This is a genomic window from Candidatus Accumulibacter phosphatis (assembly GCF_000024165.1).
In the GTDB taxonomy this organism is placed as follows: domain Bacteria; phylum Pseudomonadota; class Gammaproteobacteria; order Burkholderiales; family Rhodocyclaceae; genus Accumulibacter; species Accumulibacter phosphatis.
The window spans coordinates 4,109,195-4,121,410 of sequence record NC_013194.1; the positions used below are offsets into that span (position 1 = coordinate 4,109,195).

The 12,216-nt window shown below is 61.6% G+C and carries 12 protein-coding genes; 4 read left to right on the plus strand and 8 right to left on the minus strand.

What is annotated here, in order from left to right; genetic code table 11:
• Nucleotides 1–34: 34 nt before the first annotated feature.
• Both CAP2UW1_RS17855 and CAP2UW1_RS17860 read left to right on the plus strand, forming a co-directional pair.
• The gene (locus CAP2UW1_RS17855; RefSeq protein ID WP_015768027.1) at nucleotides 35–1,081 is read left to right on the plus strand and encodes a type IV pilus twitching motility protein PilT; all 1,047 of its coding nucleotides are present in this window, start codon (nucleotides 35–37) and stop codon (nucleotides 1,079–1,081) included.
• 27 nt (nucleotides 1,082–1,108) lie between these two features.
• Nucleotides 1,109–2,248 (plus strand): PilT/PilU family type 4a pilus ATPase, encoded by a 1,140-nt coding sequence (locus CAP2UW1_RS17860; RefSeq protein ID WP_015768028.1) that lies wholly within the window; start codon nucleotides 1,109–1,111, stop codon nucleotides 2,246–2,248.
• 87 nt (nucleotides 2,249–2,335) lie between these two features.
• On the opposite strand, the gene CAP2UW1_RS17865 is transcribed toward CAP2UW1_RS17860, so the two are convergent.
• From CAP2UW1_RS17865 to CAP2UW1_RS17875, 3 genes are read right to left on the minus strand one after another with little or no spacing between them, the layout of a single operon-like run.
• The gene (locus tag CAP2UW1_RS17865; protein ID WP_015768029.1) at nucleotides 2,336–3,520 is read right to left on the minus strand and encodes a THUMP domain-containing class I SAM-dependent RNA methyltransferase; all 1,185 of its coding nucleotides are present in this window, start codon (nucleotides 3,518–3,520) and stop codon (nucleotides 2,336–2,338) included.
• A 21-nt stretch (nucleotides 3,521–3,541) separates the two neighbouring features.
• A complete protein-coding gene (locus tag CAP2UW1_RS17870; protein WP_015768030.1) occupies nucleotides 3,542–3,958 on the minus strand; it encodes a CopD family protein in 417 nt (138 codons plus the stop codon).
• On the minus strand, nucleotides 3,952–4,857 hold the full coding sequence (locus CAP2UW1_RS17875) for an SDR family oxidoreductase (RefSeq protein ID WP_015768031.1): 906 nt from the start codon (nucleotides 4,855–4,857) through the stop codon (nucleotides 3,952–3,954). Before CAP2UW1_RS17875 ends, CAP2UW1_RS17870 begins: the two co-directional genes overlap by 7 nt.
• Before the next feature lie 39 nt (nucleotides 4,858–4,896).
• Between CAP2UW1_RS17875 and CAP2UW1_RS17880 the strand changes: the two genes are divergently transcribed.
• Nucleotides 4,897–5,970 carry a CDP-6-deoxy-delta-3,4-glucoseen reductase gene (locus CAP2UW1_RS17880; protein ID WP_015768032.1) on the plus strand — a complete coding sequence of 358 codons (1,074 nt, stop codon included), beginning with the start codon at nucleotides 4,897–4,899 and terminating at the stop codon, nucleotides 5,968–5,970.
• Nucleotides 5,963–7,138, plus strand: coding sequence for an EAL and HDOD domain-containing protein (locus tag CAP2UW1_RS17885; protein WP_015768033.1), 1,176 nt, complete (start codon nucleotides 5,963–5,965; stop codon nucleotides 7,136–7,138). The genes CAP2UW1_RS17880 and CAP2UW1_RS17885 overlap by 8 nt, the downstream gene beginning before the upstream one ends.
• Before the next feature lie 9 nt (nucleotides 7,139–7,147).
• Here CAP2UW1_RS17885 and CAP2UW1_RS17890 read toward each other — a convergent pair whose 3' ends face one another.
• The 5 genes from CAP2UW1_RS17890 to CAP2UW1_RS17910 all read right to left on the minus strand — a co-directional run bounded on the left by CAP2UW1_RS17890 (nucleotide 7,148) and on the right by CAP2UW1_RS17910 (nucleotide 12,091).
• The gene (locus CAP2UW1_RS17890; RefSeq protein WP_015768034.1) at nucleotides 7,148–7,852 is read right to left on the minus strand and encodes an ABC transporter ATP-binding protein; all 705 of its coding nucleotides are present in this window, start codon (nucleotides 7,850–7,852) and stop codon (nucleotides 7,148–7,150) included.
• A gap of 16 nt (nucleotides 7,853–7,868) precedes the next feature.
• A complete protein-coding gene (locus tag CAP2UW1_RS17895) occupies nucleotides 7,869–8,645 on the minus strand; it encodes an ABC transporter ATP-binding protein (RefSeq protein WP_015768035.1) in 777 nt (258 codons plus the stop codon).
• 2 nt (nucleotides 8,646–8,647) lie between these two features.
• Nucleotides 8,648–9,724 carry an ABC transporter permease subunit gene (locus CAP2UW1_RS17900; protein ID WP_015768036.1) on the minus strand — a complete coding sequence of 359 codons (1,077 nt, stop codon included), beginning with the start codon at nucleotides 9,722–9,724 and terminating at the stop codon, nucleotides 8,648–8,650.
• Nucleotides 9,721–10,644 carry a branched-chain amino acid ABC transporter permease gene (locus tag CAP2UW1_RS17905; protein ID WP_015768037.1) on the minus strand — a complete coding sequence of 308 codons (924 nt, stop codon included), beginning with the start codon at nucleotides 10,642–10,644 and terminating at the stop codon, nucleotides 9,721–9,723. Before CAP2UW1_RS17905 ends, CAP2UW1_RS17900 begins: the two co-directional genes overlap by 4 nt.
• Before the next feature lie 163 nt (nucleotides 10,645–10,807).
• Nucleotides 10,808–12,091: a branched-chain amino acid ABC transporter substrate-binding protein gene (locus CAP2UW1_RS17910; protein ID WP_015768038.1), complete on the minus strand. Its 1,284-nt coding sequence runs from the start codon at nucleotides 12,089–12,091 to the stop codon at nucleotides 10,808–10,810.
• Between the last annotated feature and the right edge of the window lie 125 nt (nucleotides 12,092–12,216).

The window sequence follows — 12,216 nt, forward strand, 5'->3', positions numbered from 1 at the left end:
CTGCGCCCTGCTCACCGCCCGAGGACCGAACCGGATGGACATCACGGAACTGCTCGCCTTCAGCGTCAAGAACAAGGCTTCCGACCTGCACCTGTCATCCGGGTTACCGCCGATGATCCGCGTGAATGGCGATGTGCGCCGCATCAACCTGCCAGCGATGGAACACAAGGACGTGCACGGCATGGTGTACGACATCATGAACGACGGCCAGCGCAAGCACTACGAAGACACGCTCGAATGCGACTTCTCGTTCGAGATTCCCAACCTCGCGCGCTTTCGCGTCAACGCCTTCGTCCAGAACCGCGGCGCTGCTGCCGTATTCCGGACCATTCCGTCAAAGGTACTGACGCTCGAAGATCTCAACTGCCCGAGGATCTTCAAGGACATCTCGGAATACCCGCGCGGGATTGTGCTGGTCACCGGACCGACGGGGTCGGGCAAGTCAACAACCCTGGCGGCAATGATCAATCACGTCAATGAGACGATGTATGGCCACATTCTGACGGTCGAGGATCCGATCGAGTTTGTGCACCAGTCGAAGAAATGCCTGATCAACCAGCGCGAGATCGGCCCCCACACCCTGTCGTTCCAGAATGCGCTGCGCTCGGCCCTGCGCGAGGACCCGGACGTCATCCTGGTTGGCGAGATGCGCGATCTGGAAACGATCCGTCTGGCGCTCTCCGGTGCCGAGACCGGCCACCTAGTCTTCGCCACCCTGCACACTTCCAGCGCTGCGAAGACGATCGACCGGATCATCGACGTGTTTCCTGCTGCCGAGAAGGAGATGGTCCGATCGATGTTGTCCGAGTCGATTCGCGCCGTGATCTCGCAAACGCTGCTCAAGACCAAGGACGGTCAGGGGCGAATCGCGGCGCACGAAATCCTCATCGGCACGCCAGCGATCCGCAACCTGATCCGCGAAAACAAGATCGCCCAGATGTATTCCACCCTGCAGACTGGCCAGCAGTATGGCATGCAGACCCTCGACCACAACCTGCTCGAGCTCGTCAAGCGAAATCTCGTTGCGGCAAGCGAGGCTCGCAGCAAGGCGGCCAACAAGGACGTCTTCCCCGGCGCTTAGGGCCCGTCTGGCGGGCAGAAAGAAAGCATGGAACACGATCAAGCACTCAAGTTCATGCACGAGTTGCTGCGTCTGATGACGCAGAAGAATGGGTCGGACCTCTTCATCACGGCCCATTTTCCACCGGCCATCAAGATTGACGGCAAGGTGATGCCGGTGTCCAACCAACCGCTCCTCCCCCAGCACTCCGCGGAACTGGCGCGCTCGATCATGAACGACCGTCAGGCCGCCGAGTTCGAAGAAAAGAGGGAATGCAACTTTGCCATCTCGCCTACCGGGATTGGCCGTTTTCGCGTCAATGCATTGGTACAGCAGGGGCGCGTCGCGGTGGTCTGCCGGACGATCAACCTGGTGGTACCGACCCTTGACGAACTCGAATTGCCACCGGTACTCAAGGACATTTCGCTTGCCGCGCGCGGTCTGGTGATTTTTGTCGGCGGCACGGGCACCGGCAAGACCACGTCTTTGGCCGCACTCGTCGATCACCGCAACCGTAACAGCCACGGTCATATCATCACGATCGAGGATCCCATCGAGTTCGTTCACGAGCACAAGAAGTGCATCGTCACTCAGCGCGAGGTCGGCGTGGACACCGACTCCTGGGAGACAGCACTGAAGAATACGCTACGTCAGGCGCCGAACGTGATCATGATGGGAGAGATTCGTGATCGCCAGACCATGGACTACGCCATCGCCTTCGCCGAAACCGGACACTTGTGCCTGGCCACGCTGCACGCCAACAACACCAACCAGGCCATCGACCGGGTCATCAACTTCTTCCCCGAGGAACGGCGCCATCAGTTGCTGATGGATCTTTCTCTCAACCTGCGTGCGTTCGTCTCCCAGCGCCTGCTGCCGAAGAAGGATGGCAAGGGAAGGGTGCCGGCGATTGAGGTCATGCTCAATTCACCACTCGTTTCCGACCTCGTTTTCAAGGGTCAGGTGCATGAGATCAAGGAAGTGATGAAGCGATCGCGCGAACTGGGTATGCAGACTTTCGACCAGGCGCTGTTCGATCTCTACGAGGGCGGGCAGATCAGGTACGAGGATGCCCTGCGCAACGCCGACTCGCTGAATGACCTGCGCCTGCAGATCAAGCTGCATGGCAAGGAATCGAAAGACCGGGATCTCAGCGCCGGCATCGGTCATCTGGATATCGTCCAGTAGCCCGACAAGCTGCCGTGCGGCACTCGCACGGCATGCTTGATTTGCACGCGAGGCCACCTGGCGAACCGCCTTGTCCCGGGCCGCGACTCAGCCCATCGGCTCCGGATGCTGCTTCGCCACTCGCGCCTGCTCGGTGGCTCGATTCGTCCCGGCCACCATCCTGAACTCGTACAGGCGACATTCCAGCGCACCGTTGAAAAGCGGCGTCCGCTTGCTGGGTGTCAAGCGGACCAGCTTCGGCAATCGCGTGTCGGCGCTCAGCAGGTAGCAGTTCCAGCCGGCAAACCGGCGTTTCAGCGCACTGCCCAGCAGCGGATAGAATGCCGCCAGTTCATCATCGCTGGACACCCGCTCGCCGTAGGGCGGGTTACTGACCATGATGCCGCCCGGGGCAGGCGCGTCGATCGCCAGCAGGTCACCCGAACTCAGGGTAACCACCGGCAACAGATCGGCGCGATCGAGATTGGCCAGCGTGGCGCGCACGGCAACCGGTGAGATGTCGCTGCCGAAAATGCCTGTATTCCTTGCCGGCTTCTCCGCGGAGCGAGCGGCATCGACCAGTTGGTTCCAGAGCACGGCGTCGAAATGGCGTAGCCGCTGAAACGCAAAGTCGCGTCTGGCGCCCGGCGCGATGCCCAGTGCGATCTGAGCAGCTTCGGCCAGAAAGGTGCCACTGCCGCACATTGGGTCAAACAGCGGCACATCAGGTTGCCAACCGCTGAGGCGAAGGATGCCGGCGGCCAGGTTTTCCTTCAGCGGCGCGTCTACGGTCTTCTGGCGAAAACCGCGCTGGTACAGTGGCGCGCCCGATGTGTCGAGATAGAGCGTGCACTCGTCGCTGCTGACGAAGCCTTGTACGCGCACCTCCGGCTCACGCCTGTCGACCATGGGGCGCTTACCCGACTCCCGGCGAAAGCGGTCGCAGATGGCATCCTTGATGCGCAGGGTGACGAAGTCGATGCTCTTCAGCGGACTCTTCAATGCATTGACGTCAACGCGAATGGTCTGCTCGGGGAAAAACCATCGCGGCCATGGCGTTGCCAGCGCCAGATGGTAAATGTCGTCCTCCTTGCGATACGAGGCATGCGCCACGCGCCACAGGATACGCGTGGCAATCCGCGAATGTAGACTGGCGAAGTAGCAAACCGGCCACTCGCCCAGGAAATGCACGCCACCCGGTATCTGTTTCAGATCGGCAGCGCCTGCCGCGATGAGATCTTCCACCAGCACAGATTCAAGACCGCGCGGGCAGCTTGCAAAAAACGTTTCCACGATTGACTCCCGGTCGGTGGTCTAGAACGGCTTGACGACGGCGAGGTAAGTAACCGCCAGCAGCACGAGCACCGGCATTTCGTTGAACCAGCGGAACCAGACGTGGCCATGCACATTCCGACCGGTCTGAAAATCGCGCAGGAGGCGACCACAATAGGCGTGATAGCCAAGCAGCCCGACGACCAGAACCGTCTTGGCGTGCAGCCAGCCGCCCGAGAAACCAAAGCCGAACCACAGCCACAAGCCGAAAAGAACCGCCAGAATGCCGATCGGGGTGATGAACCGATAGAGCTTGCCAGCCATCAACAGCAAGCGCTGACGCTCGGCAACGCTGTCGGCCTCGACCATCGCCAAATTGACGAAAATACGCGGCAGATAAAAAAGGCCGGCAAACCAACTGACCACCAGCCACAGATGCAGCACCTTGACAATCAACACGAACTCTTCCTTTCAGCCCACGCCGCAGCGACGCCATCCTCGACGCGGGGATAGTTCAGCTTCGCCCGCAGTTCCGTCTTGACGCGCTGGTTGAGCAGTCGCCGCGATTCACCCATGAATGACAGTTGCAGCGCCGACAACCGCTCCTGCGCCTGATGACGCGACAGACGCGGCACCCTGGGCAGCCCGAAGCGATCGGCAACGAGATCGAAATAATCGCCCATCTTGATCTGCGAATCGTCGGTCGCGTTGTACGTTCGGTTGCTGCGCCCGTAGCGCAACGCCGCGCAGGTCAACATCGCCAGATCCTCGGCGTGGATATGATTGGTATAGACGTCGTCCTCATTCCGCAACGCTGGGGATGCCCTCTGCAAGCGTTCGATGGGCAGGCGATCGGCAGCATAGATTCCGGGAACGCGCAGGATGCTGACGACGACGCCACGCCGCCCCAAAGCGCGCAACTGGTACTCGGCATCGAGCCGCCGGCGAGCCCGGGCAGTGCCCGGCTGCGGAGCACGGGTCTCGTCAATACAGGCGCCTGCGCAGTCACCGTAGACACCGCTGGTACTGATGTAGACGATTCGCTGTGGTAGACTCCGGCCGCGGGACAGCGCGGCGAGCAGGCGGCGTGTGCGGGGATCGCGTTGCTCACCGGCCGCGCGCCCTTGGTCAGCCGCTGGTGGCGGGGCCAGATGCAGGATGACGTCGGCCAGACCTGCGATACGCCGCAGGCTTGCGGGCTGATCAAGATCGGCAAGGACAGGGCGGGCGCCCAGATCGCGCCAGAAGAGACGCTGCGCAGGGTCGCGGACGAGCGCGAAAACGCGGTAGTGGCCCAGCAGGCGAGGCAGGATGCGGCGCGCGATGTCACCGCAACCGACGATCAAGAGTTTTTGCACTGCGCAATTTTACCGGATTCGGACATCAGCGGAGAGGCGATGAGTTTTCAGGTCAGCATCCAGCCGAGCCGGCACAGTTTTCAGGCCGAGCCTGACGAGACGATTCTTGAGGCAGCACTGCGTCAGGGACTCAGCCTTCCTTACGGTTGTCGCGATGGCGTTTGCGGCAGCTGTCGCGGCAAAGTGTTGACCGGAGAGTTCGAGCACGGCAAGGCACAACTCGAGGTTCTCAGCGATGCCGACCGCCGGGCCGGCTTTGCACTCTTCTGCTGCGCGCAAGCCAGGAGCGACCTGTGCATCGAAAGCCGCGAAGCCCGCTCGCTCGCGGACATTCCGGTGAGGACACTGCCGGCGCGTGTGCACAAGCTGACACGCGCGGCGCCTGACGTCATGATCGTCGAACTCAAGCTGCCCGCCAATGAGCGCTTACGGTTTCTCGCCGGCCAGTACGTTGACATTCTGCTCAAGGAGGGCAGGCGACGCGCTTTCTCGCTGGCCAATGCACCACACGACGATGCCGTCCTGCAGTTGCACGTTCGCCATGTGCCGGGAGGGCAGTTCACCGGTCACGTGTTCAACACCATGAAGGAGCGCGACATCGTGCGTTTGCGCGGGCCGCAGGGCAGCTTCTTTCAGCGCGAGGACTCCACCAAACCGATGTTGCTCGTTGCCGGTGGAACCGGCTTTGCGCCGATCAAGGCGATCGTCGAACACGCCATCGCGGAAGAAAGCCAGCGGCCGATGCACGTCTATTGGGGAGGACGTGGCCGCGCCGACCTCTACCTGCTAAAACTTGCCCAACAATGGCCATTGCTGCATGCCAACATCCGTTTCACCCCGGTGCTGTCCGACTTGCCGACAGAGGCCCAATGGGACGGCAGAACAGGTCTCGTGCATCACGTCGCGTTGGCAGACCATACCGATCTCTCCGACTATCAGGCGTATGTCTGTGGATCACCGGCAATGGTAGCCGCCGCCAGGCAGGATTTCCTGGCACGTTGCGATCTTCCGGCAGACGAGTTCTTTGCCGATTCGTTCGACTTTGCTGCCGATACGCTCGATGCAATCGATGCCCCAACCCACCTGAACACAAGGCTTGACCCGCATGAATGAAGTTTTCATGTCCCGCCAGCCTCTGGTCAATCGCCAGAGCAAAATCATCGCCACGCGCCTGACGCTGCATCTTGGGGATCAGGCAAGCATCGTCGATGCGGTGAGCACGCTGAGCGCACTGGCCAACGTCTGGCCGCAGAGCGAAAAACCGGTGTTCATCAGTTGTGGCCGGACCGGTTGTGAGGCGGGCATCCTCGACTGGTCGGCACCTGACAACGCGACGATAGAACTGCCGGCGACGACGCTGGTCGGCCAGGCCGGGCCCGACGTGATTGCCGCTCTGCAAACCTTCCAACCGACCATCTGCCTGCACTTTGATCCGCAGGCGGCACAGGCTCTGTCCGCCGGCGTACAGTTCCGCTTCATCGGTTTCGACGCGCAGCAGTTCCAACTCGGTCAACTCAAGCTGCTGACCGCCCGGACGCGAACGTACGGCATCGGTATCGCTTTCAATGTCGAAACCAGCGAGCAGTTCCGAGCCTGCCTGGAAGCTGGTATCACAGCGGCAGCGGGATGGTTCTTCACGTCACCGACAGGCGCGCCGGCGAAAGCCCTCAGTCCCGGGCAGGCAAACATCGTGCGGGTGCTCAATCTGGTGCGCCAGAATGCTGACATCCGGGAAATCGAGGCGGCACTCAAGCTCGATGTCGCCATTTCCTACAAGTTGCTACGCTACATCAATGCCGCCGGCTTTGGGCTCTCCTGCGAGATCCAGTCTTTCCGGCACGCCGTCAATATGCTCGGCTACGAAAAGCTCAATCGCTGGTTGTCACTGCTGCTGGGAACGGCCAGCAAGGACCCGATGGCCCCGGCCCTGATGCACACCGCCTTGCTAAGAGCGCGATTGATGGAATTGCTGGCGAGCGGGCTGGTTGACAAGTCGGAGTACGACAACCTGTTCATCACCGGCGCCTTTTCCCTGCTCGACGTGCTGCTTGGCGTCGGTATGGAGCAGGCGCTCGAGGCGATGCGCCTACCGGAACCGATCTGCGATGCTTTGCTGAGTAACGGGGGTCGCTATCAGCCCTTCCTCGACCTGGCAGTGGCCAGCGAGGCCGACGATGGTGAGGCAATTGCCGACCAGGCCGCCATGCTCGGCCTGACCTCCGATCAATTCAACCGTGCCCAACTACAAGCCCTCACTTTCGCCGACGCGATGGAGCTCTAGGATCAACGGCTATTCCCCGAGATAGGCGGCGCGGACCTTGGGGTCGGCAAGCAGCCTCTTCGACTCGTCGGTAACGGTGATCTCGCCACTCTCCATGACGTAGCCACGCTGACTTACCTCGAGTGCCAGCTTGGCATTCTGCTCGACCAGGAGAATGGTCATCCCGTCCTTCGCCACCGCACAGATCACTTCGAAAATCTTTTGCACCATGATCGGCGCCAGACCCATCGACGGCTCGTCGAGCAGCATCAGCCGCGGTTTGCTCATCAGTGCGCGGCCGATCGCCAGCATCTGCTGCTCGCCCCCGGAGAGGGTACCCGCCAACTGCTGGGCGCGTTCCTTGAGGCGAGGGAAGTGCGAGAGAACCTGCTCGAGATCACGCTCGATCGCCACCTTGTCGTTGCGGGCGTAGGCACCCATGCGCAGGTTCTCGACAGTCGTCATGCGCGGAAACACACCCCTGCCCTCGGGGACCAGCGCGATCCCTTCGCCAACCAGCTGGTGCGGCGGCAGCGCCACAAGCTCCTTACCACGGTAGCGGACGCTGCCACCGGCCGGGTCGAGAAGCCGAGCGAGAGCCCGTAGCGTACTGCTCTTGCCCGCACCGTTGGCACCGATCAGCGCCACCATCTCGCCTTCATTGACGTGGAAGGTGATCCCGCGAACGGCCTGGATACCACCATAGGAGACGCGCAGTCCGTTAACTTCGAGCATGATTCATCCGTTCCCTTCAGGCCACCGAGCCACCGAGGTAAGCCTCGACAACCCGCGGGTCCCTCTGTACGACCGACGGCACGTCTTCGCAGATCTTCTCCCCGTAGTCGAGCACAGCAACGCGTCCACACAGCCCCATGACCAGCTTGACGTCGTGCTCGATCAGCAAGACCGTTACGCCATCGCGGCAGATACCCTCGACGAGAAGGCGCAGGGCCTCGGTTTCCGTACCGTTCATGCCGGCCGCCGGTTCGTCGAGCGCCAACAGCTTCGGCTCGGTAGCCAAGGCACGGGCGATCTCGAGGCGCCGCTGGTCGCCATAGGAAAGATGTTTCGCATAGTCGTGCGCCCGCTCGTGGATGCCGACATAGTGCAGGAGTTCCTCGGCGCGACGGCCAATCGCCGCCTCCTCGGCACGCGTCGCCGAATTGCGGGTGATCGCCCCGAGCACGCCGGCATGCGTGCGCAGATGTCGCCCCACCATCACGTTCTCGATCGCCGTCATGTTGCCGAACAGGCGAATGTTCTGGAACGTCCGCGCAATCCCGACTTCAGCCGCCTTGTGCGGCGCATCGGCGGCCAGCCTGGCACCGTCGAAAACGAAGTGTCCACCTTCGTTCCGGTAAAGACCGGTGAGGCAGTTGAAGAAGGTCGTCTTGCCGGCACCGTTGGGCCCGATCAGTCCGTAGATCTCGCCGCGCCGAATGGTCAACGAGACGTCATGCAAGGCCTTCACGCCGCCGAAATGCTTGGCGACCGCATGCGCTTCGAGAAGAATCTGGTGTTCGCTCATGATCAGTCCGCGCTCTCGGCCAGTTCGCGGCGGCGCTGCGACGATGGCCACAGGCCCGCCGGCCGGAAGCGCATGACGAGCACCAGCGCCAGGCCGAAAACGAGCATCCGCAGACTCTCCGGATCGATGATCATGCGCCCGAAGATCGCCCGCTGCAGAGGCTCGATGCCGTAGCGCAAGGCCTCGGGTAGACCTGTCAGCAGGACAGCACCAAGGATCACCCCCGGGATGTGTCCCATGCCACCGAGGACGACCATCGCCAGGATGGTGATCGATTCCATCAGAGAGAAGCTCTCCGGACTGACGAAGCCCTGCATGGCTGAAAAAACGCCGCCGGCAACGCCACCAAAGGAAGCGCCCATGGCAAAAGCCAGCAGCTTGATGTTGCGGGTATTGATTCCACAGGCCTTGGCCGCGACCTCGTCCTCACGAATGGCCTGCCAGGCCCGACCAATTCGCGAATCCTGCAGGCGCACGTTGATCATGATGATCATGATCGCCAGGGTGACCAGCAGAAAATAGTACTTCTGCGGCCCGGAAACCGTCACGCCCAGGATGGTACTGGTATCGGCAAACGAAAAGCCGCCGATACGGATCGGATCGATCAGGGTAATCCCCTGCGCCCCGTTGGTGACGTTGATCGGCGCGTTGAGGTTGTTCATGAAGATGCGGATGATCTCGCCAAAGCCGAGGGTCACGATCGCCAGGTAGTCGCCCCGCAGCTTGAGCGTCGGCGCACCGAGCAGGACGCCGAAGATGCACGCCAGACCGGCACCGACGGGCAGAATGACCCAGAACGGCAGGTGAATGCCAAAATGAGGCGACGCCAGCAAGGCATAGGCATAGGCACCGACGGCGTAGAAGGCGACATAGCCGAGATCCAGCAAACCCGCGTAGCCGACGACGATGTTGAGGCCCAGCGCCAGAAAGACGTACAGGATGGCAAAGTTGGCGATGCGCACCCATGCCTGGCCCCCCAGGGCCGCCACGAAAGGTACGGCCAGAAGCACAACGCCGATCAGCACCAGACCCAGCCAGTGCTGTTGCCAAGGGATGGATTTCCTGACGCGGCCGTTCATGCGCGATCTCCCGTGCGCTCACCAAAAAGACCCGAGGGACGAAACATCAGCACGATGATCAGGACGATGAAGGCGAAGATGTCCTGGTAGTGGCTGCCCAGGAAATCTCCCGTCAGATCGCCGATGTAGCCGGCTCCAAGCGCCTCGATCACGCCCAGCAGGAGGCCACCGGCCATGGCTCCCGCAAGATTGCCGATGCCGCCGAGAACGGCCGCCGTAAAGGCCTTGAGGCCGAGCATGAAACCCATTTGGTAGTGCGCTATCTCGTAGTACGAACCGACCATGCAGCCGGCCACCGCGCCCAGCGCGGAACCGATGATAAAGGCCATGGCGATGACGCGATTGATATCGACGCCCATCAGCGAGGCAACGTGCGGGTTCTGCGCGGTTGCCCGCATGGCCATGCCGATGCGCGTCCGGTGCACCAGATAAATGAGGCCCAGCATCATCAGCGCCGCGAGCGAGACGATCGCGACCTGCACATTGGTAAAGCTGGCCCCGCCAAGCTCATAGATCTTCTTGTCGATCATCGGCGGAAAAGTGATGTAATTCCGGCCCCAGATGATCATCGCCACGTTCTGCAACACGATGGACATACCGATCGCGGTGATCAGCGGCGTCAGTCTCGGCGCATGCCGCAAGGGACGATAGGCCACGCGCTCGAGGGCCCAACCGAGAATCATGCAGACCACCACCGACACCAGCAGGCCGACCCCGAGAACCAGCAGTGGTGACATGCCGGAACCGGCAAGAGAAACGATGACCGTAAAGGCCACCATCGTCCCGATCATCACCACTTCACCGTGGGCAAAGTTGATCAGGCCGATGATCCCGTACACCATTGTGTAGCCAAGCGCGACGAGCGCGTACACGGCGCCCAGGGTGAGGCCGTTGATCAGCTGCTGTAGGAGAGTGTCCATGGTCAGGCTTTCCGCAACAAGGTGCTGGTGGCGAACCAAAGGTTCCGACTCATGGCACCAGGGATATGGCCGTGCGGACGCGAGGCCCGGTTCATGCTGAGCGGATGCAGGATGAACGAGGGGATGGCAGTCGAACTGCCATCCCCTCGCAACCTTCCATACCTTACTTCTTGGCTTCGGGAGCAGGAGCAGCCGCAGGAGCCGCAGGGGCCGGCGCAGGTGCAGGTGCAGCCGCCGCTGACGCACCGCCTTCGGTCTTCAGGGTCACCAGCTTGCCGTCCTTGACCTCGAAAACCGTGATCGCGCCGTTCTTGATATCGCCATTGGCGTCGAACTCGATCTTGCCGGTGACCCCATCATAGGAGGTCTTGCCAACTTCCGGCAGATACTTGGCCGGGTCGGCCGAGTTGGCGCGCTTCATGGAGTCGACCAGGACCATCACAGCGTCATAGCTGTACGGCGAGTAGATCTGGATCTGGCCGTACTTCTTGGTGAAGTCCTCGACGAACTTCTGACCGTTCGGCAGCTTGTCGGGCGGCAGGCCGGCTTGCGTACAGATCACCCCTTCCGACGCCGCACCGGCGAGCTTGATCAGCTCGGGTGTGCAGCCTCCGTCACCCGTCGAGAACTTGGCCTTGATGCCCAATTCCTTCATTTGCTTGAGCATCGGACCACCGACGGCATCCATTCCACCCAGGAAGACGAGGTCCGGGTTCTTGGCCTTGATCTTGGTGAGAATCGCCTTGAAGTCGGTAGCCTTGTCGTTGGTGAACTCGCGTGCGACGATTGTCGCACCGGCGGCCTTGGCCGCTTTCTCGACCTCATCCGCCAGCCCCTGACCATAGGCCGTACGATCGTCGATGATGGCGATCTTCTTGGTGCCCAAGTCCTTGACCGCGTAGGTGCCGACCACAGAGCCCTGCTGAATGTCGTTCGCCATCACCCGGAACGTGGTCTTGAAGCCTTGCTGGGTGTACTTCGGGTTGGTTGCCGAAGGCGAAATCTGCGGCAGGCCGGCCTGGCTGTAGATCGCCGAAGCGGGAATGGTGGTGCCCGAATTCAGGTGGCCGACGACACCGGCAACCTTGGCGTCGACGATCTTCTGGGCGACGACCGTCCCGGTCTTCGGGTCGGCCTGATCATCTTCACCGAGCAGTTCGAACTTGACGACCTTCCCGTCGATTTCGATCTTCTTGGCGTTGGCATCGTCGACCGCCAGGCGCGCGCCGTTCTCGTTGTCCTTGCCGAGGTGGGCGATCGTTCCGGTGAGCGGTGCAACGTGGCCAATCTTGACCACCATCTCCGGCTTCGGCGCCGGCGCAGGTGCCGCCGCGGCGGGGGCCGGAGCAGGTGCCGCAGCCTTGGGTTCTTCCTTCTTGCCGCAGCCAATCACGGCCACAGATGCGGCCAGAACGACAAGAACACCCGGTACACGTAAATGGTTCATATGTTCAATCTCCGATATTGTGTTTATGTTGGGGTGGCGAACGGCGGATTGTCCAAGCACATCAGGAGCTTGTCAACCGGCATATGATCACTTGGCATGCATCATTGGTTGCCGCGGCCCACCCT

Coding starts and splice junctions, on each gene's coding strand:
- CAP2UW1_RS17905 (WP_015768037.1), bottom strand. CDS start 10,644: ATGGACACTCTCCTACAGCAGCTGATCAACGGCCTCACCCTGGGCGCC.
- CAP2UW1_RS17910 (WP_015768038.1), bottom strand. CDS start 12,091: ATGAACCATTTACGTGTACCGGGTGTTCTTGTCGTTCTGGCCGCATCT.
- CAP2UW1_RS17880 (WP_015768032.1), top strand. CDS start 4,897: ATGAGTTTTCAGGTCAGCATCCAGCCGAGCCGGCACAGTTTTCAGGCC.
- CAP2UW1_RS17885 (WP_015768033.1), top strand. CDS start 5,963: ATGAATGAAGTTTTCATGTCCCGCCAGCCTCTGGTCAATCGCCAGAGC.
- CAP2UW1_RS17900 (WP_015768036.1), bottom strand. CDS start 9,724: ATGAACGGCCGCGTCAGGAAATCCATCCCTTGGCAACAGCACTGGCTG.
- CAP2UW1_RS17890 (WP_015768034.1), bottom strand. CDS start 7,852: ATGCTCGAAGTTAACGGACTGCGCGTCTCCTATGGTGGTATCCAGGCC.
- CAP2UW1_RS17855 (WP_015768027.1), top strand. CDS start 35: ATGGACATCACGGAACTGCTCGCCTTCAGCGTCAAGAACAAGGCTTCC.
- CAP2UW1_RS17860 (WP_015768028.1), top strand. CDS start 1,109: ATGGAACACGATCAAGCACTCAAGTTCATGCACGAGTTGCTGCGTCTG.
- CAP2UW1_RS17895 (WP_015768035.1), bottom strand. CDS start 8,645: ATGAGCGAACACCAGATTCTTCTCGAAGCGCATGCGGTCGCCAAGCAT.